Annotated in this window: 21 protein-coding genes; 17 read left to right on the forward strand and 4 right to left on the reverse strand. The window is 62.0% G+C overall.

Features of this window, described 5'->3' with window-relative positions; translation table 11 throughout:
• Nucleotides 1–85 precede the first annotated feature (85 nt).
• The 4 genes from minC (at nt 86) to sbcB (ending at nt 3,672) form a co-directional block, all read left to right on the forward strand.
• Entirely contained in the window at nt 86–832 is a 747-nt protein-coding gene (gene minC, locus B7L72_RS09185; RefSeq protein WP_081193941.1) for a septum site-determining protein MinC, read from the forward strand.
• A gap of 158 nt (nt 833–990) precedes the next feature.
• Nucleotides 991–1,809: a septum site-determining protein MinD gene (gene minD, locus B7L72_RS09190; RefSeq protein ID WP_081193943.1), complete on the forward strand. Its 819-nt coding sequence runs from the start codon at nt 991–993 to the stop codon at nt 1,807–1,809.
• Nucleotides 1,806–2,057 (forward strand): cell division topological specificity factor MinE, encoded by a 252-nt coding sequence (gene minE, locus B7L72_RS09195; protein ID WP_081138815.1) that lies wholly within the window; start codon nt 1,806–1,808, stop codon nt 2,055–2,057. The genes minD and minE overlap by 4 nt, the downstream gene beginning before the upstream one ends.
• 121 nt (nt 2,058–2,178) lie before the next feature.
• Nucleotides 2,179–3,672: an exodeoxyribonuclease I gene (gene sbcB / locus B7L72_RS09200; RefSeq protein ID WP_081138816.1), complete on the forward strand. Its 1,494-nt coding sequence runs from the start codon at nt 2,179–2,181 to the stop codon at nt 3,670–3,672.
• Between the two features lie 13 nt (nt 3,673–3,685).
• Here sbcB and B7L72_RS09205 read toward each other — a convergent pair whose 3' ends face one another.
• The gene (locus B7L72_RS09205) at nt 3,686–6,529 is read right to left on the reverse strand and encodes an insulinase family protein (RefSeq protein ID WP_081193945.1); all 2,844 of its coding nucleotides are present in this window, start codon (nt 6,527–6,529) and stop codon (nt 3,686–3,688) included.
• Nucleotides 6,529–7,215, reverse strand: a complete 687-nt coding sequence (locus B7L72_RS09210; protein WP_081193947.1) for an SOS response-associated peptidase — start codon at nt 7,213–7,215, stop codon at nt 6,529–6,531. The genes B7L72_RS09205 and B7L72_RS09210 overlap by 1 nt, the downstream gene beginning before the upstream one ends.
• 199 nt (nt 7,216–7,414) lie before the next feature.
• Here B7L72_RS09210 and B7L72_RS09215 point away from each other — a divergent pair, with 199 nt between their 5' ends.
• Both B7L72_RS09215 and B7L72_RS09220 read left to right on the forward strand, forming a co-directional pair.
• Nucleotides 7,415–8,029 carry a TetR/AcrR family transcriptional regulator gene (locus tag B7L72_RS09215; RefSeq protein ID WP_081193949.1) on the forward strand — a complete coding sequence of 205 codons (615 nt, stop codon included), beginning with the start codon at nt 7,415–7,417 and terminating at the stop codon, nt 8,027–8,029.
• Between the two features lie 53 nt (nt 8,030–8,082).
• Nucleotides 8,083–8,688 (forward strand): 1-acyl-sn-glycerol-3-phosphate acyltransferase, encoded by a 606-nt coding sequence (locus B7L72_RS09220; protein ID WP_371317414.1) that lies wholly within the window; start codon nt 8,083–8,085, stop codon nt 8,686–8,688.
• A 5-nt stretch (nt 8,689–8,693) separates the two neighbouring features.
• On the opposite strand, the gene B7L72_RS09225 is transcribed toward B7L72_RS09220, so the two are convergent.
• Together B7L72_RS09225 and B7L72_RS09230 are read right to left on the reverse strand one after the other, a co-directional pair.
• Nucleotides 8,694–9,968, reverse strand: coding sequence for an HlyC/CorC family transporter (locus B7L72_RS09225; protein WP_081193951.1), 1,275 nt, complete (start codon nt 9,966–9,968; stop codon nt 8,694–8,696).
• A gap of 69 nt (nt 9,969–10,037) precedes the next feature.
• Entirely contained in the window at nt 10,038–10,835 is a 798-nt protein-coding gene (locus tag B7L72_RS09230) for a cytochrome C assembly family protein (protein WP_016915994.1), read from the reverse strand.
• Nucleotides 10,836–11,092: 257 nt separating this feature from the next.
• Here B7L72_RS09230 and ffh point away from each other — a divergent pair, with 257 nt between their 5' ends.
• The 11 genes from ffh (at nt 11,093) to B7L72_RS09285 (ending at nt 22,074) form a co-directional block, all read left to right on the forward strand.
• On the forward strand, nt 11,093–12,520 hold the full coding sequence (gene ffh / locus B7L72_RS09235) for a signal recognition particle protein (protein WP_081193952.1): 1,428 nt from the start codon (nt 11,093–11,095) through the stop codon (nt 12,518–12,520).
• Nucleotides 12,521–12,821: 301 nt separating this feature from the next.
• Entirely contained in the window at nt 12,822–13,070 is a 249-nt protein-coding gene (gene rpsP, locus B7L72_RS09240) for a 30S ribosomal protein S16 (RefSeq protein WP_009098555.1), read from the forward strand.
• Between the two features lie 57 nt (nt 13,071–13,127).
• Nucleotides 13,128–13,673 (forward strand): ribosome maturation factor RimM, encoded by a 546-nt coding sequence (rimM, locus tag B7L72_RS09245; RefSeq protein WP_016915997.1) that lies wholly within the window; start codon nt 13,128–13,130, stop codon nt 13,671–13,673.
• A gap of 89 nt (nt 13,674–13,762) precedes the next feature.
• Nucleotides 13,763–14,539, forward strand: a complete 777-nt coding sequence (gene trmD, locus B7L72_RS09250) for a tRNA (guanosine(37)-N1)-methyltransferase TrmD (RefSeq protein ID WP_026001959.1) — start codon at nt 13,763–13,765, stop codon at nt 14,537–14,539.
• Between the two features lie 149 nt (nt 14,540–14,688).
• Nucleotides 14,689–15,045, forward strand: a complete 357-nt coding sequence (gene rplS, locus B7L72_RS09255; protein ID WP_016915999.1) for a 50S ribosomal protein L19 — start codon at nt 14,689–14,691, stop codon at nt 15,043–15,045.
• Nucleotides 15,046–15,149: 104 nt separating this feature from the next.
• Entirely contained in the window at nt 15,150–16,031 is an 882-nt protein-coding gene (gene xerD, locus B7L72_RS09260; RefSeq protein ID WP_081138827.1) for a site-specific tyrosine recombinase XerD, read from the forward strand.
• Nucleotides 16,006–16,797: a DsbC family protein gene (locus B7L72_RS09265; RefSeq protein WP_081193953.1), complete on the forward strand. Its 792-nt coding sequence runs from the start codon at nt 16,006–16,008 to the stop codon at nt 16,795–16,797. The genes xerD and B7L72_RS09265 overlap by 26 nt, the downstream gene beginning before the upstream one ends.
• Before the next feature lie 84 nt (nt 16,798–16,881).
• The gene (locus B7L72_RS09270) at nt 16,882–18,198 is read left to right on the forward strand and encodes a homoserine dehydrogenase (protein ID WP_081193954.1); all 1,317 of its coding nucleotides are present in this window, start codon (nt 16,882–16,884) and stop codon (nt 18,196–18,198) included.
• 2 nt (nt 18,199–18,200) lie between these two features.
• Complete coding sequence (gene thrC / locus B7L72_RS09275; RefSeq protein WP_016916003.1) at nt 18,201–19,589, forward strand: threonine synthase; 1,389 nt, start codon at nt 18,201–18,203, stop codon at nt 19,587–19,589.
• Between the two features lie 6 nt (nt 19,590–19,595).
• Nucleotides 19,596–21,386, forward strand: a complete 1,791-nt coding sequence (locus tag B7L72_RS09280) for a single-stranded-DNA-specific exonuclease RecJ (protein ID WP_081193956.1) — start codon at nt 19,596–19,598, stop codon at nt 21,384–21,386.
• 70 nt (nt 21,387–21,456) lie between these two features.
• Entirely contained in the window at nt 21,457–22,074 is a 618-nt protein-coding gene (locus tag B7L72_RS09285; RefSeq protein WP_081138832.1) for a YitT family protein, read from the forward strand.
• Nucleotides 22,075–22,147: the final 73 nt, after the last annotated feature.

Here is a 22,147-nt window from a genome sequence, read left to right on the forward strand (position 1 = left end):
GGTTGTGAGTTTTCCAGTCAATCACAACCCAAGGCGTGAGATTGCGCTACCCTTATTTTATCTGAACAAGACATGGAGTTCGGCCATGAGCCTCAACGCCAACAGTGCCGACATAGCCTTCACCTTCAAGGGCGGCATGCTGCCGATGACCGTCATGGAGCTGACCAGTGCTGACCCGGAGCGCATCCGCCGGCAGTTGGCTGGCAAGTTGTCGCAATCCCCCGCGTTCTTTCAGCATACACCGGTTGTGTTGAGCGTGGAAAAACTCGATGAGCCGCACCTGGCGCTGGAGCGTATCTGTGCCGTATGTCGCGATCACAAGCTGCTGCCCGTGGCCGTGCGCGGTGGGGCCGAGCCAATACGCCAGTCTGCCTGGGCGCTGGGGCTGGGCTGGTTTGCCCCGGTAGAAGAGGGGCGCGCAAGGGCGTTGGAAAGTGTCGCGCCGCTGGCCGAGTCAACCCCAGCGGCCGATGAGGAAGCGCTTCCGACCGCCCAGCCGCCGGGGGTGACGCGTCTCTATCGTGGCACCGTGCGTTCTGGGCAACAGGTAAGTTCCGCCGCAGGGGATCTGATCGTGATTGGTGCGGTGAATGCGGGCGCCGAAGTGCTGGCGGCAGGCAGTATTCATATTTACGGCGCCTTGCGAGGGCGCGCTCTGGCGGGCATCCACGGCAATACCGATGTGGGGATCTACTGTCGTGAGCTGGAAGCCGAGCTGTTGTCCGTGGCGGGCAACTACAAGCGCCTGGAAGATATCGATTCTCAGCTGCTGGGGCGGTCAGCTGAGGTGCATTTCATTGCGGAACAGCTGGATATCAAACCATTGGACTGAGTCGAGTGGCTGAACGGCCGGGCAGCGACTGATGTTTTCTACCTGGCGACGCCACCGTCGTGATCCGTTACAGTACCGCTTTTGACGACATTGATGTTCCCGTTAGGCGAATAGCGCTACGGCGCTCGCCACAAACGACTTCAAGAAGGAAGTGACTCTTGGCCAAGATTATTGTGGTGACCTCTGGTAAAGGGGGGGTCGGTAAAACTACCAGCGCTGCGGCAATTTCGACGGGGCTGGCGCTACGCGGCAAGAAAACCGTCGTGATCGATTTCGATGTGGGGCTGCGTAACCTGGACTTGATCATGGGGTGCGAGCGCCGGGTGGTCTACGATCTGGTCAACGTGATCCAGGGAGAGGCTGGTCTGAACCAGGCGCTGATTCGTGACAAGCGGGTAGAGAACCTGTTTATCCTCCCCGCCTCGCAAACCCGCGACAAGGATGCGCTGACCCAGGAAGGTGTGGAAAAGATCCTCGAGCAGTTGAAAGAGGATTTCGACTTTATCCTGTGTGACTCCCCGGCAGGTATCGAGCGCGGTGCCCAGTTGGCCATGTACTTTGCCGACGAGGCCATCGTGGTGACCAACCCCGAGGTATCGTCGGTACGCGATTCGGATCGTATTCTGGGCCTGCTGGGTTCTAAAACCCAGCGCGCCGAGCAGGGTGGGGAGCCGGTCAAGGAGCATCTGCTGATCACTCGTTACAACCCGTCACGGGTAACCTCGGGCGACATGCTCACGCTGGAAGACATTCGTGAGATTCTGGCCATCGACCTGCTGGGGTTGATTCCCGAATCCGAAGCGGTGCTGCGCGCTTCCAATCAGGGAGTGCCGGTGACCCACGATGCGGCCAGTGATGCTGGGCAAGCCTACACCGACACTGTGTCTCGGCTGCTGGGTGAAGAGATGCCGCTGCGTTTTCATGAGCTTCAGCGTAAGGGATTGCTGAGCCGGATGTTTGGGGGTAGTCGTCGATGAAACTGCTGGAATTCTTGAAGCGTGAGCGCAAGAAATCCGCCTCGGTGGCCAAGGAGCGATTGCAAATCATCGTGGCGCATCAGCGTAGCCAGCGTGGTCAGCCAGACTACATGCCGCTGCTTGAGCGCGAACTGCTGGAAGTCATCCGCCGCTATGTGCACGTGGATGACGATGCCATTCAAATCTCGCTGGACAGAGAAGACAACTGCTCGGTGCTGGAGCTGAACGTGACGTTGCCCAAGAGCTAGGGGCTGGGCGATGTAGCGGCGATAGGCGTCGTGGGTGTGCTAGTCTTGAGCTTTTGTTCCCACCCGACCCGCATGGGCGTTGCCTGTGGGTAGGGGGTTTCGCTCAAGGGAGTATGCATTCATGGCGCCATCCCATGCCGCCCCGGCCAGTTTTCTATGGCACGACTACGAGACCTTCGGTGCTGACCCACGCCGTGATCGGCCTGCCCAGTTTGCGGCACTGCGCACCGACGCCGAACTCAACGAAATCGGCGACCCCATCGAGCTCTACTGCAAGCCCGCCGACGACTACCTGCCGCACCCGGCAGCCTGTCTGATTACCGGTATCACGCCTCAGAAAGCCCGTCGCAAAGGGCTGCCGGAAGCCCAGTTTGCCCAGCAGGTACAGCGCGCCATGAGCGAGCCGGGCACCTGTGTCGCGGGTTACAACAGCCTGCGCTTCGACGATGAAGTCTCCCGCCACCTGTTTTACCGCAACCTGCTCGACCCCTATGCCCGTGAGTGGCAGAACGGCAATTCTCGCTGGGACCTGATCGACGTCGTACGGGCTTTTTACGCGCTGCGCCCGGAGGGTATCGAGTGGCCGCTACGTGACGATGGCGCACCCAGCTTCAAACTGGAGCATCTGACGGCGGCCAACGGCATTGCCCATGAAGGGGCCCACGATGCGGTGGCCGATGTGCGTGCCACCATTGCCCTGGCAAGGTTGCTCAAGACGCGCAATCCCAAGCTGTTCGACTACTTGCTGGGCCTGCGCGGCAAACGGGCGGTGGCCCAGCAGCTGGATCTGCCGAATGCCAAGCCGCTGCTGCATATTTCGCGCCGCTACCCGGCCAGTCGTGGCTGTAGCGCCCTGGTCATGCCCTTGGCCGAGCATCCCACCAACCCCAACGGGGTGATCGTCTATGACCTGAGCGTGGCACCGGACGACCTGCTCTCATTGAGTGCCGAGCAGATTCGTGAGCGGGTGTTCGTCAGCCAGCAGGATCTTTCTGAAGGCGAGGCGCGTATTCCCCTCAAAGTGATTCACATCAACCGCTGCCCGGTGGTCTTTCCAGCCACGGTGCTCAAGGATATCGAGGGTGAGCACAAGGGAGAGTACGGGGCGATTGCTGCCCGGCTGGGTGTGGATATCGAGGCCTGCCGAGGCCACTGGAAAACCCTGCGCGCTGCCGCCGGGGTGGCCCAGAAGGTCAGAGAGGTGTTTGATGCCAAGCATGACGCATCGCCCCAGGACCCTGACCTGATGCTGTACGCCGGCAGCTTTTTCTCGGCGGCAGACCGCCAGCAGATGGAAAGCGTGCTGGCCATGGAGCCATGGGATCTGGTGGGTCAGCGCTTTGCCTTTCAGGATCCGCGTCTGGAAGAGATGCTGTTCCGCTTCCGCGCCCGTAGCTATCCGGAAACGCTGGAAGGCGATGAGCGTGAGCAGTGGGAAGCTTTTCGCTGGATGCGCATGAACGATCCGGCGTTATCCGGGTTTACCTTGAAGGCGTTTGCTCGAGAAATCGAACGTTACAATCAGCAGTCGCTGAGTGACCATGAGCGGCAGATACTGGAAGAGCTGGTGATGTACGTGGAGGCCATGATGCCCGCCCAGGCGTTCGACGCCTGAGCGGGGTGGAAGGCTAGCGCTCGTTGAAGGAGGCGCGTGCGTTGCGGTAGGCGGTGATGTCGCTGGGCGCGTCACCCGGGTCGAAGCGAATGTCCAGACGATGGCCGAGCAGCTCGGGCCACAGTGTCTGCAGCGCTTCCGGGGTCACGTCCAGAGCCAGCTCGGCCAGCTGCTCGCGGCGGTCAAAACGAATCTCTTCCAGCGCCGTGGCCTGCCAGTAGCGGTTGGCCATACCCTGCAGGCTGGTGTCCCTTTGACGCAGCCGGTCATGCACGGCCTGACGGTGCGCGGCCAGCTCCTCATCGCTCAGCGCCTCGAGGCGCGCTTGCGCCTGGTGCAAGAAGTCATCCATGCGCTCGGCGATCGTGGCGCTATCCACATCGGGCGACTGAACGATCAGCGCAACCCCCGGTGCTTCCAGTAGTGGCGAGTAGCCCGCATTGACGATATAACCCAGCTGCTCTTCGGTACGCAGCTGCTGGTAGAACGGCGTATCCAGCCACTGCGCCAGAACGCTGAGCCGTGCCTGCTCTTCGAGGCTCTGATCGCGCCCTTGCAGGTAGCGGAGTACCAGCGACTCTTCACGGGTGCTGTGAGGCTGTAGCGCGGTGGCGTCATCGGCCACCCGCAGCGGCTGCAGGGCGGGAATGTCGTCACGGCTCAGGCGCGGCGTCAGGGCACCGCGGATCAGATTGGCCTGCTCCCGTGCCTGATCGGCGGTCAGGTTACCCACGGCCATGGCGTCGATATACAGATTGCCCAGGAAGCGGCGCCGGAAGTTGTCCAGGTGCTGTTTCTCCAGGCGCTGGCTTGCTTCCAGCAGCTCGGCACTGGACCACTGCGGGGTCAGCAGGGCTTCGCCCAGCGCACGGCTGGCCTGCCCGGTGAGCGATGCCTGCGGTGCATTACGCCACTCGCGTTGCAGCTGGTAGCGCACGCGCTCGAAGGCGCTTGCCGATATGTCGGCCTGTTTGAGCTGCGCAATGGCCTGCTCGATCAGCGGCGTTTGCCCATCCCGCCAACCCGAAAACGACAGCGTAATGCCGCGTGCATGGGGGTAGGCGCTGAAGGCTTGCCCTGCCAGCCAAGCGGGGTAGAGTGATTCGTTGAGGCTGTCGTTCAGCCAGCTGGCCAGCAGGCGTGTCAGCACCGCTTCTTCGGCTGAGTAGCTGGCGCTGGGGTGCTGCAGGCTGACCCGCCATTCGACGCTGGGCGTGTTGAATCGGCTATCCTGCATGTGCCAGGCGGCAAAGGTCTCTGTGTCGATGAGCGAGGAGGGGCGCTCGTCCTGGCCGGGCTGCAGCGTCAGGTCTTCGGCAATGAAGGGGTTGGGTTCTGCCAGCGCCAGGCCCTCCAGGGCCCGGCCCGGCTGTGCGGGCGGCTGCTCGCGCCACTGGGTATTGAACCAGGGCGAGACCTGTTCGCTTTCGATATCCGGGGCGGAGTAGAAGCGCAGCATGTTCTGAGGCGTCAGCGCATCCAGATACTCCTGCTGGCGCTCGCTATCCATGCCATCCATACGATACGGCGCGTACTGCACGTCTTCCACGGGGTAGCGCGAAAGGCTCATGGCCAGGCGCGTGGCTTCCTGTTGGGGCGCGCCGTGCTGCTGGAAGCGGAAGGCTTGCTCGCTCAACCGCTGCTGTTCCTCATAGCGCCATTCGGCCAGGCCCTCTTCACGAATTTGCTCGATGGCGGCGAAGAGGGTGGCTTCGATATCGTCCAGCCGCTCGGCCCCGGCGGGGGTCAGGCTGATGGAGACGGTGAACAGGGCGTGGTTGCCGTCACCGCGGCCCACGCCGGCCGACAGCCCATCGGCCAGTCCTGCCTGGCGGAGCACGGCCAGTAAGCTGCCGTCGCTCTCGTCACCCAATAGATGGGAGATGAGCTGGGTGGGCTTGGTGCGGTACTCATCCGTGGGGTCTGGGATCGGAAAGTAAAAGCGCAGCTGACGGCGGTCCTGCAGCGATTGACGCTCGATATAGCGGGGGAGCGTATCCGAATCCACCAGCGGTGCATCGATCACCGGCACGCTGAGACCGTGATCCGGGATCTCGGCAAAGCGCTCGATTACCAGGCTTTCCAGCTCGTCCAGCGGCTGAGGAGCGACTACGGCCAGGTTCATTACATTGGCATCGTAGTAGCGATGATAGAAGTCGATCACCCGCTCACGCAGCGTCGCCTCGCCCTCTGGCGGGTTGGCCAGGGTGTCTCGGCTGCCCACGGCAAAGCCGGTGGTGGCGTTCTCCGGGTTGAGCAACTGGTTCAGGACGTCGTTCTCGCGCCGCGATTCATCACGGATGCGCGCCATGTACTCGGAGTGGACGATATTGCGTTCGCTCTCCAGCTGGTCGGCATTGAACAGCGGTGAGAGGAAAAATTCGCTGAAGCGGTCCAGGGCGCCGGGCAGTGCCGAGGGCGCGACATCGAAGAAGTAGTTGGTGTCCTGCTGGGCAGTGAAGGCGTTATGGGAGCCTGCATTATCGGAAATGAAACGCTGGTAGGCATCCGACTGGGGGTAGGGTTCGGTGCCCAGAAACAGCATGTGCTCCAGGAAGTGCGCCAGCCCCTGCAGGTCTTCCGGGTCCTGTGCGCTGCCGACCCGCACGTTCATGGAGGCCGCCGCCTTGTCGGCATTGGGGTCGCTGACCAGCAGCGCCTGCAGGCCATTTTCCAGCGTCAGCACTCGATAGTCACGCTCGTCGAAGGGACTGACGGTGGGGGTTGCCACGTCGGCAATGGGGCTCTCTTCGGCCCAGGCGCCGGGCAGAGCCCCCCAAAGTAGCCCTGTAGACAGGCCAAGGACGATGTGCCGCGCAGCAAGGCGCGGCGGGTAAGCAGGGATGAGTCGCAGCATTACAGCTCCTGTGGCACGGTCCAGCGCAGCATGGGCCCAACGGGATGCGCGCAGGAGGGTGACTGAAAGGCAGGGTTGTTCACATGCCTTGATACCGGAAAAGCGCCCAACAGTTCCAAAGGGGCCGGCATCAATAGCGGTGTCAGTTGGTCGGGGTCGGTGCTGGGGTCCAGCCATGTCGTGACGTCTTCGGGGGCGATCACCACTGGCAGTCGGTCGGTCAGCGATGACAGGCAGGCATTGGCGGGCACGCTGATCAAGGCCGTCGAGTCGGTATAGGTCGTCAAGGTGGTGTGGTAGCGGCACCAGAGGGCACCCAGCAGCAGGGGGGTGCGCTGCACGTGGGTCACCAGATAAGGCTGCTTGTTGCGTGCCTGGGGCTTCCAGACATAAAAGCCGCTCACCGGGATCACGCAGCGCCGGGCGTTGAACGCCTCCTGAAACATGGCGCGTTTGCTCAGGGTTTCGGCCCTGGCACAGTGGGGGGCGTGATCTAGCACTTTCAGCCATGGGGGAGTGAGACCCCAGAACAGCGGTGACAGCGTCATGCGGCCCTGCGCCATGCGAATGGCAGAGACAGGCTGGCGCGGGGCCATGTTCGGCGACTCGATCGGCGGCGCCGCCGAGGTGAGCGCTGGCAATAGACGAGCGAGCGGTAAGCGCTGTACGTGTAGGCGTCCCGTCATGCGGTCTCCTCGAGTGCAACGCGGTCGCTTGACTGCCACTGGGCAAGGTCAAAACGGGGTAAGCGGCGTGAATACGTTAAATGTCGTGTTTTAGTGTCGAAAACAGTGTTCGATGTAAGGTATCCTATCGTAGTCCTTGCTCACGCTAAAGCGCGATGAGGCAATCTTTCCTGTTTGCCGTTGACCCTAAGAGATCGCCATGGCCCGTCCCAGACAGCATGCGCCCGACGCCCTCCATACGCAGGTCATGCACGCTTGTGATGAGTGGTTGGCTCAGCAGCCAGTTCATGGTTTATCACTGCGTGCCCTGGCCCGCGAGGTGGGGTGTGCGCCCAGTACGCTGCTCAAGTTATATGGCAGCTTCAATAACCTGTTGCAGCATGTCAACGTTGAGACCCTGGCCCGATTGCAGCAGACCATTACCGGTCTGGCGGCCGATGACCCTGAACCCTGGCTGCGTGCCCTGGCGCATGCCTATTGGCGCTTTGCCGAGCAGGATTGCTACCGCTGGCAGCTGTTGTTCGACTATCCGCTGGCCCAGGAGGGCGAGCTCGATCAGCGCCAAAGCGACCTCATCGAAGCGCTGTTTACCCAAGTGGAAACCTCACTGAAACAGTACCAGCCTGCGCTGGACGATCTCGAAGCGCGCCGCCTGGGGCGTACGCTGTGGGGAAGTGTGCATGGCCTGGTGCAGTTGGGGTTGAATGAACGGCTGGGCTACTGGCAGGGGCAGCAGCTGAAGGTCGATGAGTTGCTGGAGCAGTTGATGAGCACGGTATTGGCCGGATTGCGGCACCGGGAGGCGGTGACGTGACAGCAGGGGTGAAGGCGCTGCGCCGCCTGCTACGTCGTTTGATCTATCTTGCCATGCGTGGCTGCTATCGGTTGACGGTGCATGGGCAAGGGCACGTGCCGAAACAGGGCGCGGCGCTGGTAGTGTGCAACCATGTCAGTTTCATGGACGCTCTGGTGCTGGGAGGCGCCAGCCCCCGACCGCTGCGGTTCGTGATGGACCAGCCCATCTTCGAGTCCCGCTGGCTCAAGTGGTGGTTTCAACTGGTAGGCGCCATTCCCATCGAGTCGGAGCGCCATAGTCCCGGCGCGCTGCGGCGGACGCTGGACGAGGTCAGCAAGGCGCTGCGCGATGGCGACGTGGTCATGGTGTTTCCTGAAGGGCGTTTGACCCCCGATGGCGAGATTCACACCTTTCGGCGTGGGCTGGAGACCATTCTGGCCCGTGACAACGTGCCGGTGATTCCTGCCGGGCTGGCCGGGCTGTGGGGCTCCTGGACGTCACATCACGGCGGCAAAGCATTGAAGAAGTGGCCTTCGCGGTTCAGGGCGCCGGTCAGCCTGCACTTCGGCCCGCCCATTGCGGTGCAGGAGGTAGAAGGTGTTGCCCTGCGTCGCTATCTGGAAACCCGGGTAAGGGCCCTCAAGGCCGCGGCCGATAGCGATATCGCGCACCGCTAGCCGCGTCAGCGACGCGGCAGGCGGAGCTTCTGCCAGCAACGGGCGGAAGTGATCAGGTTGTCACGAATCTCGAGAATTTCCATTCGCGTATTGCCTATCTGCAGGCAGGCCGGGCCGTCCGGGAAAGATTCCAGGTGTTCGAGAATCAGCCCGTTGAGGGTTTTCGGGCCGTCGGTGGGCAGTTGCCAGCCCAGCATCTTGTTGATCTCGCGGATATTGGCCGTGCCTTCGATGACGTGGCTGCCGTCGTCCTGCTGATGAATCTCGTCGTCTTCGGACACGTCGGTGGTGAACTCGCCGACGATCTCTTCCAGAATGTCTTCCAGGGTCACCAGCCCTTCCACATCGCCATACTCGTCGACGACGATGCCGATACGCCGCTTCTGTTTCTGGAAATTCAGCAGTTGGGTATGCAGGGGGGTCGACTCGGGAATGAAATAGGGCTCACGCGCTTCCTGAACGATGGCGGCCTTGGTGACTTCATCGCGAGATAAAAAGCGTGCTGCGTTACGCAGGTGCAGCATACCGATGATGTTGTTGATATCGCCTTTATAGACCGGCAAGCGGGTATGCTGGCTGGTGCGGATCTGGGTGAGGATCTCTTCGAGGGAGTCGTCCAGGTCGATGCCCAGCACTTCATGCCGTGGCACCATGATGTCGTTCACCGTGACGTTTTCGAGATCCAGAATCGACAGCAGCATGGCCCGGTGGCGGTAAGGAATCAGGGTGCCTGCTTCATGCACCACGGTACGCAGTTCGTCACGGGTCAGGCTGTCACCGCCGTTGTCGACGCTTTTCACGCCAACGAGCCTCAGCAGTCCATTGGAGACCATATTGACCAGCCACACCAGCGGGTAGAGCAGCTTGAGCAGCGGCTCCAGTGCTACCGACGTGGGGTAGGCGATGCGCTCGGGCTTGATGGCTGCGTAGGTCTTGGGGGTGACTTCGGCAAAGATCAGGATGGTGATGGTCAGTAACGCCGTCGCGACGGCTGGCCCTGTGACATCGCCAAAAAAGTGAATGGCGATGATGGTCGCAATGGATGCGGCCAGGTTGTTGACGAAGTTGTTGCCAATCAGGATGACGCCAATCAGGCGGTCGGGACGTGTCAGCAGGCGCATGACCCGTTTGGCACGGCGGTCGCCGCTGTTTGCCTGGTGGCTGAGTCGATAGCGGTTGATCGACATCATGCCCGTTTCAGAGCTGGAGAAGAAGGCAGACAGTAAAATCAGCAAGGCTAGCAGGCCGAACAGTAACCCCAGGGGGAAGTCGTCGCTCAAGTCGAATGTTCCTTTATGGCGTGTCAGGCTCGATTTGTAGAGTCATGCAGGTGATGTGTCAAGGCGCGCCTAGCGGTTCAGCAGGATTTCCAGCACGAACTTGCTGCCGAAATACGCCAGCAGCAGCAGAGCACAGCCACCCAGGGTCCAACGTACGGCGCGCATGCCACGCCAGCCGAAACGGTAGCGGCCCACCAGCAGCGTCGTGAAGATGACCCAGGCTCCCAGCGATAGCACGGTCTTGTGAGCCAGGTGCTGGGCAAACAGGTTGTCCAGGAAGATCAGACCACTGGCGATGGATATCGTGAGCAGCAGAATGCCCGCCCATACCAGCTCGAACAGCACCCGCTCCATGGTGGTCAGTGGTGGCAGTGACTGCACGATGCCGCGTATGTGGTGATGACGCAGGGCCTGGTTTTGTAGCCCCACCAGTACCGCCTGTACGGCGGCGATGGCCAGCACGGCGAAGGCCAGGGCCGAGCTGACCGCGTGCAGCAGGATGCCGGGGGTCAAGCCGCTGTGGCTCCCCTGGCTGGGCAGCCAAGTGGCGACGATCAGCGCGATGCCCGCCAGCGGAAACAGCACGATACCGGCGTTCAAGACGGGCTTGAACAGGCTGGCCACCAGCACCACGTTGACCGCCACGGCCATCAATAGCGTGGCGCTGGTGGTGAAGCCCGGCAGCAAGCCGGGGGCGGCGCCCACCAGCTTGACCACCACGGGAATATGCAGCAGCAGGCCAAGGGCGCCCAACAGGCGCACCATGCCCTGGCGTGGCGGCACGCGGCGAAACAGCGTCATGCCCTGCCAGATGGCAGCAGCAACATAGAGTACAAAAGCAATCGTGGCGAAAGGTAGCGCCTGCATGATGCTATCCGTGCGCCTGGCAGCGCGTCATGGGGTAAACGTGGCGACCGGCCAAACGTTTCTGCAAAACGTCGCAGGGTCCGGTCACTGCCGCTTCTTCTAAAGCGGTACTGCTACTATAACGAATCATGGCAGCATCGCACAGTCATGGCTAGCCAACGCTTGCGGCCATGGAGACTCGCGGCGTGAGCGCGTATAATCGATGTCACATTCGTCCGGTGAAGACACCCGGCGACAGCGACGGAGGCAGAGGCCCCATGTTTCAGAATTTGAGCGAGCGTCTATCCCAGACGCTGAAGTCTATCAAGGGTCAGGCGCGCCTGACCGACGACAATATCAAAGACACGCTGCGAGAAGTGCGCAAGGCGCTGCTCGAGGCCGACGTGGCGCTGCCCGTGGTCAAGGCGTTCATCGAGCGGGTGCGTGAACGTGCGGTAGGCCAGGAAGTCTCCAAGAGCCTGTCGCCGGGTCAGCAGTTCGTCAAGATCGTCCAGCAGGAGCTGGAAGCCATCATGGGCGAGGCCAATGAAGGCCTCTCCCTGAAAGGCTCTCCTGCCGTGGTGCTGATGGCAGGTTTGCAGGGCGCGGGTAAAACCACCTCGGTGGCCAAGCTGGCCCGCTACCTGCGCGAGCGCGAAAAGAAGAAAGTGCTGGTGGTTTCGGCAGACGTCTATCGCCCTGCGGCCATCGACCAGTTGGAAACCCTCGCCAAAGAGGTGCAGGTAGATTTCTATCCGTCGCGCTCTGACGAAAAGCCGGTGGATATCGCCACGGCAGCCATCAAACACGCCAAAATTCAGTTCCATGACGTCGTACTGGTAGATACCGCTGGCCGCCTGGCCATCGACGACGCCATGATGGCCGAAATTCAGGCCCTGCATAAAGCCATCGAACCCCAGGAAACGCTGTTCGTCGTCGACGCCATGACCGGTCAGGATGCGGTGAATACCGCCAAGGCCTTCCATGAAGCGCTGCCGCTAACCGGCGTCATTCTGACCAAGGCCGACGGCGATGCCCGTGGCGGTGCCGCGCTGTCGGTGCGCCACGTGACCGGCAAGCCGATCAAGTTCATGGGGGTGGGTGAAAAGGTCGATGCCCTGGAGCCCTTCCATCCTGATCGCGTAGCCTCGCGCATTCTGGGCATGGGCGACATGCTGTCGCTGATCGAAGAAGCCGAGCGCACCGTCGACAAGGACAAGGCCGCGAAGCTGGCCAGTAAGGTCAAGAAAGGCGATGGTTTCGACCTGGAAGACTTCCGCGACCAGCTCCAGCAGCTCAAGAAAATGGGCGGCATGGGCGGCCTGTTGGGCAAGCTGCCGGGCATGGGTCAGATGGCAGAGATGGCCCAGGGCCCCGGGCCAGAAAAGGAGCTGGGCAAGCTGGAGGCGCTGATCAACTCCATGACGCCCAAGGAGCGCCGCAAGCCCGACATCATCAACGGTTCGCGCAAACGCCGCATTGCGGCAGGTGCCGGACTGCAGGTGCCGGACCTGAACCGGCTGCTGAAGCAGCACAAGCAGATGCAAAAGATGATGAAGAAAGCCGGCCAGAAGGGCGGCATGCAGAAGATGATGCGTGGCATGTCCGGCATGATGGGGGGCAAAGGCCCCGGCGGCCCAGGTGGCCCCGGCGGTATGGGGGGCATGGGCGGAATGGGTGGCCCGGGTGGTTTGCCCTGGCGCTGAGCCCGCCTGATGCCCCTTTGCAAGGTTGACGGCCTGTGAGTTTTCTGGCTGTCAGGCTTTCCAAGCAGGTCGCATTTGCGTAGAATGCGGCCTCTTCATGTTTGGGTGTTGCTGAAAAGTGCTCTGGCACTGGGCGATATTCCATGGATGAAGGTCCTGAAGGTGCCCTCTGCTGGGCCAGGCAAGCGCTTCGCAAGCCTTGGTGAGGCAGGAGCACCAAGAAAACAGTATGACGAGTGTTCTGATAGCGCATTGGCGCTATGCCCCACTCGCGTAACCTCAACCGAAGGATAGTTATCGTATGGTTACCATTCGTTTGGCACGTGGTGGCGCCAAGAAGCGTCCCTTTTATCACCTGACCGTGACCGACTCTCGCAACGCCCGTGACGGCCGTTTCATCGAGCGTATCGGTTTCTTCAACCCGGTTGCCCGTGGTCAGGAAGAGCGTCTGCGCGTTGATCTGGACCGTGTGACTCACTGGCAGAGCCAAGGCGCCCAGCTGTCTGGTCGCGTTGCCGAGCTGGTCAAGGAAGCACGCAAGCAGGCGTAAGCCTGAGCGTTGTGTGAGATATCGCCGTTCATCAATGCTGTTGTGGAGTGGTCGTCAATGACGCGTTTTGAAACCAGCCCGACTGACGACACGCACGTTGTGCTTGGTAAGCTGACCAGCCCTCACGGGATCAAAGGTTGGCTGAAGGTCTACTCCTATACCAATCCCATGGACAGCATTCTGGAATACCCTGAGTGGTGGGTGCGTCAAGGTAATACGTTGACCCCCATGCGCGTCGTTCAGGGCAGTCGGCAGGGCAAGGGACTGGTTGTGCAACTGAAAGGGGTCGATGACCGTACGGCGGCCGAAGCGCTGGCCCAGGCGGATATTCTGATGCCCAAGGACGCACTGCCCGAGCTTTCCGACGATGAGTATTACTGGCATGAGCTCGAGGGCCTCGCGGTCTTTACTCAGTCAGGCGAGCGGCTGGGACGGGTCAGCTACCTGTTCGAGACCGGCGCAAACGATGTCATGGTGGTACGTGGAGACGACGACGCAATCGACAAGCGAGAGCGATTGTTGCCTTTCCTGCCCGATGACGTGATCGTTGAGATCCACCTGGAAGAGGGCCGTATGGTCGTCGACTGGGACCCCGAGTTTTGATGAGCCAGAACGCTTTGACGGAACGAACGGAAACGGATGCGACGATGACTTCACCGGCACCCGTGGAAAGTGCGACAGACGCGCCCGCCATGTGGATTGGCGTGGTATCGCTGTTCCCTGACATGTTCGATGCGATTACCCAGCAGGGTGTGATCGGTCGAGCCGTCGAGAAGCAGCAGATTGCCCTGGAGTTCTGGAATCCACGCGACTACGCCACCGACCGCCATCGCAGTGTCGATGATCGCCCTTACGGGGGTGGCCCCGGCATGCTGATGAAGGTCGATACCCTCAGGGCTGCGATTGCCGATGCCCGCCAGCGCGCGGAGCAGGCAACCGGTTTTACGCCCACCGTGATCTACTTGTCGCCCCAGGGGCGCAAGCTCGATCAGCAGGGAGTTCAGGCGCTGGCCGCCGCAGGACCCCTGGTGGTGGTTGCCGGACGCTATGAAGGTATCGATGAGCGTGTGGTGGAGAGTGACATCGATGAAGAGTGGTCGATCGGTGATTATGTGCTCAGTGGCGGCGAACTGCCGGCCATGGTGCTGATCGACGCAGCGGCAAGGCTGATACCCGGTGTACTGGGTCATCAGGACTCCGCTATCGAGGACTCGTTTAACGACGGCCTGCTGGACTGCCCGCACTATACTCGCCCGGAAGTGATCGACGGGCGCAAAGTGCCTGACGTGCTGTTGAGCGGTAACCATGCCGCCATCAAGCGCTGGCGGTTGAAGCAGTCTCTGGGGCGTACCTGGCAGCGTCGACCCGACCTGCTGAGCGGACGTACCCTGAATGCCGAGCAGCAACGGCTGCTGGATGAGTTCATCGAGGAACACGCCTCGTCTGTGGTGTCGACAACGACACCCTAGAGGATGGCGGCGGTGCAGGGCGAAGGCGTTGGCCAGCGCACCTGTGTCACCCATAACGACTCCCGCGTGGCTCGCTTCGAGCGCCGGGATCACGGTTTGCCCCTTCCACAACTGCGCGGCAAACCACTACGTTATTTAGGAGCATGAAGATGAGCAGCAAGAACAAGGTGATCCAGGCGATCGAAGCCGAGCAAATGAGCAAAGAGATTCCTGCTTTTGCACCGGGCGACACCGTTGTCGTTCAGGTTAAAGTAAAAGAAGGTACTCGCGAGCGTCTGCAGGCGTTTGAAGGTGTGGTCATCGGCAAGCGTAACCGTGGCCTGAACTCCGCTTTCACCGTGCGCAAGATTTCTCACGGTGTTGGCGTTGAGCGTACTTTCCAGACTTACAGCCCGCTGGTTGACTCCATCGAAGTCAAGCGTCGCGGTGACGTTCGTCAAGCCAAGCTTTACTACCTGCGTGAGCGTAGCGGTAAATCTGCACGTATCAAGGAAAAGCTGGTTTAATCACCACGCTTTCACGGGCGCTTGGCGCTCGGATACGGAAAACCCCGTTACCGCTTTGCGGAGCGGGGTTTTTGTTTATCGTTCTAGCATGAGACCGTTTGCGTATGAGCATGATCGATGCCTATCTGGATGCCCTTTGGCTGGAACAGGGTGCCAGTGACCATACGCTAGCGGCCTACCGGCGCGACTTGACGGCCTGGCAGCAGTGGTTGGCGGAGGAGGGCGAGACGCTGTTGACGGCCTCGCCGGATCGCCTGGGCGTGTGGCTCGACCATCGCCGTGAGCAGGGGTATCAGCTGCGCAGCAATGCGCGCCTGGTGTCGTCGCTGCGCAGCTTCTATCGCTGGGCGCGGCTGTACGGGCATATCGATGTCGACCCGTTGGCCCGCGTGGCGCTGCCACGGGTGCGCCCCAGCCTGCCCAACACGCTGGAAGAGGACGAAGTGGAGCGGCTGCTGCTGGCGCCGGACATCGAAACGCCGCTGGGCGTGCGTGACCGCGCCATGCTGGAGTTGCTGTACGCCTGTGGGCTGCGGGTTTCCGAGCTGGTGGGTTTGACCGGCGATGCGGTGAACCTGCGCCAAGGGGTGGTGCGAGTGCGAGGCAAGGGCGACAAGGATCGCCTGGTGCCCATGGGAGAAGAGGCTGCCGAGTGGCTGGAGCGCTACCTGCGCACGGCGCGTCCTGCCTTGATGCAGGACCCGACGCGGCCCGCACTGTTTCCCGGCCGGGGTGACCGTGCCATGACTCGCCAGACCTTTTGGCACCGTATCAAGGCCCACGCCATCACGGCCGGCATCTCGAGGCCACTGTCGCCGCATACGCTGCGTCATGCGTTTGCCACCCACTTATTGAATCATGGTGCCAATTTACGTGTCGTACAGCTGCTGCTGGGTCATAGCGATCTATCGACCACGCAAATTTATACGCACGTCGCCCAGGCGCGCCTGGAGCAACTGCATGCCGACCACCATCCAAGAGGTTGAGAAAACAATGCGTCAACGTATGCCTGAATGTGTAGCGTCCCGTGCCCCCTGGTGGGTGTTGGCAATCAGCCTGCTGCCCGCGCTGGCCCTGGCGGACGCCACGGCCGACCGCCTGGCCGAAAGCCTGAGCGTCAATGGCCAGCCGATGCCGGTAGAGCAGGTCAGCGTCACGCCGATGGAGGGCATCTACCATGTGCGCCTGGAGAGCGGTGAGTCGTTCTACTCCAATGCCGATGGCAGCCACTTTCTGGTGGGGGATCTGTTTGAAAACGCCGATAATGGGCTGGTCAACCTGACCGAGCAGTCGCGCAATCAGCAGCGGGCCGAGGCGCTGGCCGCGGTCCCCGAAGACGAGCGTGTCATTTTTCGCGGCGTCGGTGAGCCCAAGGCAACGGTCATCGTGTTTACCGACCCTACCTGCCCTTACTGTGAGCGTCTTCACGAGACGATTCCAGAGCTCAACGAGCGCGGGATTGCGGTACACTATCTGGCCTTCCCGCGCGCGGGCATGAGCAGCGCCGCTGCGGAAACGCTTCAGCAGGTATGGTGCTCCGACAATCGCAGCGAAGCGATGAATCAGGCCAAGGAGCGGCTGGCCATTGGCGCCAGTGCGCGGTGTGACAATCCGGTGGCCGAGCAGTATGCGCTGGGCCAGGCGCTTGGGGTTCAAGGTACCCCTGCCATCGTGCTGCCCAGCGGCCAGATGGTGCCGGGTTTTGTGCCTGCCGAGCGGCTGGTGGCCATGTTAGGCTTGGAAGATGAATAACGTCACCCGAGTGACGAACATAGCGCTGAGACACTGAATCACGAGGCGGTGCCCAAGGGCGCCCAACACGAAAGGGGAAGTATTTTGAAACCGGTAAGAGTAGGCATTTGTGGGCTAGGTACGGTCGGTGGTGGCACGTTCAACGTGCTGACGCGTAATGCGGACGATATCAGTCGCCGCGCGGGCCGTCCCATCGTCATCGAACAGGTCGCTCACCGCAGTATTCATGCTGACTGCGATATTACCGGCATCAACGCCACCACCGACGTGTTCGCAGTGGCCAACAACCCCAACGTGGACGTGCTCGTCGAGCTGATCGGTGGCTACGACATCGCCCGTGAGCTGGTGCTGACGGCCATTGCCAATGGCAAGCACGTGGTGACGGCCAACAAGGCGCTGATCGCGGTGCACGGCAACGAGATCTTCCGTGCGGCCCACGAAAAGGGCGTGATCGTGGCGTTCGAGGCGGCGGTAGCTGGCGGCATTCCCGTCATCAAGTCCCTGCGTGAGGGGCTGGGTGCCAACCGTATCGAGTGGGTGGCCGGTATCATCAACGGCACCGGCAACTTCATCCTGACCCACATGCGGGACGAGGGCCGTGCCTTTGAAGACGTGCTGGCCGAAGCCCAGGCGCTGGGCTACGCGGAAGCCGACCCCACCTTCGACGTGGAAGGCATCGATGCGGCGCACAAGCTGACCATTCTGGCCTCCATCGCCTACGGCGTGCCGCTGCAGTTTGAAAAAGCCTTTACCGAAGGCATCTCGCGGATCACCGCCGAAGACGTGGAGCAAGCCGACAACCTCGGTTATGTGATCAAGCACCTGGGCATCTCCAAGCGTACCGATCAAGGGCTGGAGCTGCGGGTGCATCCCACGCTGATTCCAAAAGAGCGTTTGCTGGCCAATGTCCACGGGGTGAAAAACGCCATCGCGGTCATGGGCGATGCCGTCGGCCCGACGCTCTATTACGGCGCCGGTGCCGGGGCCGAGCCAACGGCTTCGGCCGTGGTGGCCGACCTGCTGGACGTGGCGCGTGATATCGCCACCGACCACCACTATCGAGTGCCTTACCTGGCGTTCAGCGGCATCGACGAAGACGTCAGCCAGCTGCCGATCATGCCCATGGAAGAGATCACCACGGCCTACTACCTGCGCTTGCTGGCAGTGGACCGTCCTGGTGTGCTGGCGCGTGTGGCGACGATTCTCGCCGAGCAGGGCATCTCCATCGAAGCGCTGATCCAGAAAGAGGCCACCGAAGGCGAGCTGGTGCCGATCATTCTGCTGACCCATCGCACCAAAGAGCGCCAGATGAACGCAGCGATCCGCGAAATCGAGGCCATGGCCGATATCGCAGGCCCCGTCACCCGCATTCGTGTGGAAGCTCTGGACGAAGGAGAGTGAGCATGCGCTACGTCAGTACTCGCGGTCAGGCCCCCGCGCTTTCGTTCGAGGAAGTCGTGCTCACCGGCATGGCCAGCGACGGCGGCCTCTACGTGCCGGAAAGCGTCCCGACCTTCAGCCGTGAAGAGCTGGCCAGCATGGCCGGGCTCTCCTATGCCGAGATCGCCTTCCGGGTCATGAAGCCCTTCGTCAACGGCGAGATCGACGACGAGACGTTCCACGGCCTGGTCACCGATGCCTACGCCACGTTCAATCACGACGCGGTGCTGCCGCTGAAGCAGCTCGACGCCAACCACTTCCTGCTGGAGCAGTTCCACGGCCCCACGCTGGCGTTCAAGGACGTGGCACTGCAACTGCTGGGGCGGCTGTTGGATCACTTCCTGAAAAAGCGTGACGAGCGTGCGGTGATCATGGGCGCCACGTCCGGGGATACCGGCTCGGCGGCCATCGAAGGCTGCCGCCATTGCGACAACCTGGATATCTTCATTCTGCACCCCCACAACCGCGTGTCGGAAGTGCAGCGTCGTCAGATGACCACGGTACTGGCAGACAACGTGTTCAACGTGGCCATCGAGGGCAACTTCGACGATGCCCAGGCCATGGTCAAGGCCAGCTTTGCCAACCAGGGCTTCCTGAACGGCACCCGGCTGGTGGCGGTGAATTCGATCAACTGGGCGCGCATCATGGCCCAGATCGTCTACTACGTGGCCGCCGGGGTCGCACTGGGCGCACCGCAGCGGGAAGTGAGCTTCTGTGTGCCATCGGCCAACTTCGGCAACGTCTTTGCGGGCTACATGGCCTACAAGATGGGGCTGCCAGTGAAGCAGTTCATCATTGCCACCAATGCCAACGACATTCTGCATCGTACCCTGGCGGCCAACGACTTCTCCAAAAAGGAGCTGGCTGCCACGCTAGCGCCCTCCATGGATATCGTCGTGTCGTCCAACTTCGAACGTCTGCTGTTCGATGCCTACGAGCGTGATGGCGACGCCGTGGCCGCCCTGCTGGAGCGCTTCCAGCAGGAGCCCACGGCGCTGGCCGATGCGCCGCTGGCCAAGCTGCGGGAAAAATTCGCCAGCTACAGCGTGGATGACGCCACGATTCTGGAAGTCATTCGCGAAGCCCATCGCCGCACGGGTGAGATTCTCGACCCCCATACCGCCACCGGTTATCGCGCGGCGGAGCGGGCGCGTCAGGATACCACCACGCCAATGATCACCCTGGCCACGGCCCACCCGGCGAAATTTGCCGAAGCCGTGGTCAAGGCGGGCTTCCAGGGCGTGCCGCTACCCACGCACATGAACGACCTGCTGGAGCGTGAAGAGCGCTACACCGTGCTGCCGGCAGAGCTGGGTGCGGTGCAGCAGTTCGTTGCCGACAACCGTCGCTGAGGTGGCATGACGACAGTGTCACCCCTCTCAGCCAGTCACCCTCGCCTCGAGCCTCGTCCTCTGGACGAGGCTGTTTACATGCGCGCCCAGGCGCAAGGGCTAAGCGAGCTGCAGGCGCGCCTGTTGGCGTCGCGGCTGCCCGGCTATACCGGCGAACTGACGCCGCTGGTGTCGCCCAGCCTGCGCTATCTGGTGCACCCTGAAAAGCTGGCCGATGGTCGGCGCGCCGCGGAGCGTATCGCCCAGGCCGTCGCCGAAGGCGAGTCCATCGGCATCCTGACCGATTACGATGTCGATGGCATCACCTCTCACGTGGTCATTCGGCGTACGCTGGTCGAGCTGTTTGGCGTGCCCGAGCACAAGCTACACAGCTTAATTGGTCACCGCATTCACGACGGCTACGGCATCAGCCTGCCGCTGGTGGAGCGAACGCTCGGCTTGAAGCCGCTGCCCACGCTGGTGATCACCGCCGACTGTGGCAGCTCCGACGAGCCGCGGATCGCGCGCTTGAAAGCGGCGGGGATCGACGTGGTGGTCAGCGACCACCATGCGCTGCCCTTGGAAGGCCCGCCGCCCTCGGCTTACGCCTGCGTCAACCCCACCCGCAGCGACTGTCGCTATCCGGATAAAACCATCGCAGGCTGCATGGTGGCGTGGCTACTGATGTCACTGGCCCGTAGCGTGCTGGTGGAGTGGGGCGCGCTGCCGGATGCCACCCCCAAGCTCTCGCCCTGGCTCTCCTACGTGGCCCTGGGCACGGTGGCCGACTGCGTCTCGTTGGGGGGCAGCCCTGCCAACCGAGCGGTGGTCAGCCATGGGTTGACCCTGATCAACCGTATGGATGCCGCCTGCTGGCGCGCCATGGCCGCGCGGTTAGGGGCCGACAGTGTCCCGTTCAACGCCGAAACCCTGGCGTTTCAGATGGGCCCGCGCATCAATGCCCGCTCGCGGCTGGACGACCCCTATGCGGCGCTGCACTTCATGCTGGCCGAGAGCGACGGCGTCGCCAATCGGCAGTTGGAGGTGCTGGATCAGGATAATCAGTCGCGCAAGGCCATCGAAGCCGACATGACCGAGGAAGCCAAGGCGCTGGCGGTCGCGGCTCTGGAGGCCAATGAGCCCGCTATCGTGGTGGTGCTGGAAGACGGCCACCCCGGCGTGCAAGGGATCGTCGCTTCCCGCCTGGTACAGGCCTATGGCCGTCCGGCGCTGATACTGACGCGGGCCGCTGCACCCAACATGCTGACCGGTTCTGGCCGCTCCATCGACGGCCTGCATCTGCGCGACGCGCTGCAAAGAACCTTCGAGCTGGCACCAGAGGCGCTGCCGCGCTTTGGCGGGCACCGCGGTGCCGCAGGGGTCGGTGTGCCCAGGGAGCAGCTGGTGGCCTTCAAGGCGGCTTTTCTGCAGGCCGTTGGCGAGCAACTGGGCAACATGCCGCTCTACCCTCGCCTATGGACCGATGGCGAGCTGTCAACGGCCCAGCTTAGCCTGGCCACGCTGGAAGAGATCGAGACCCTGGGCCCCTATGGCCGGGAGTTCGAACCTCCGCTGTTCGAAGGACGCTTCATCGTGGAGGCGCTGCGCCCGGTGGGGGCCGAAGGCTCGCATCTGATGATGGAGCTTTCCATGGGAGCGGTGACCAGCAAGGCGATCTGGTTTCGCGCCCTGACGCCGGGCGAGCTGCCTTCGTTTGGGGTGGGCGACACCCTGCACTGTGCCTACAAGCTCAACCGCAACCGCTGGCGCGGTCGCGAGGCACTGCAATTGATGGTGGAGCACGCTAGCCCCGTTTGACGCGCTCCGCTATCCTCGCGTCCTTGGCCGATGCCCCGGCCGCTCCAACAATCCTAAAAAGGACGCATCGATGCGTATGGAAGATCTTCCCAAGGACCCCCACAAGCCCTACGAGGACGTGATGGCGATGCTGCTGGGCACGCTGTTCGTGGCGCTGGGAGTCACCCTGTATACCCACGCGGTGCTGCTGACAGGCAGCACCGCCGGGATGGCGCTGCTGCTGAATTACCTGAGCGGATGGGGGTTCGGTGTGTGGTTCTTTGCCATCAACCTGCCGTTTTACTATCTGGCCATCAAGCGCATGGGCTGGAGCTTTACGCTACGTACCTTTGCCGCCATTGGCCTGGTCTCGCTATTTTCCGAGTTGACCCAGCGCTGGGTCAGTTTTGAAAGCGTCCCTTCGCTGTACGCCGCCGTGATGGGCGGCGCGCTGATGGGCATTGGCATGCTGATGCTGTTTCGCCACCGTACCAGCCTCGGCGGCATCAACATTCTAGCGCTCTACCTGCAGGATAAGCATGGCCTGCGGGCAGGCTTTGTGCAGCTGGGAATCGACGCCGTCATTCTGCTCATCGCCCTGACCCAGCTTCCGCTGGATCGAGTAGGCTACTCGGTGTTGGGGGCGCTGATGCTCAACTTGATTATCGCCCTGAACCACAAGCCAGGGCGTTATATCGGGGTTAGCTAAGCGGTTGCTAGTTAAGCCAAAACCACCAGACGATCAAGCCAATGACGGCGATACCCGCAAGATTGATCAGTAA

Source organism: Halomonas sp. BC1 (assembly GCF_002078135.1).
GTDB classification, from domain to species: Bacteria; Pseudomonadota; Gammaproteobacteria; order Pseudomonadales; family Halomonadaceae; genus Vreelandella; species Vreelandella stevensii.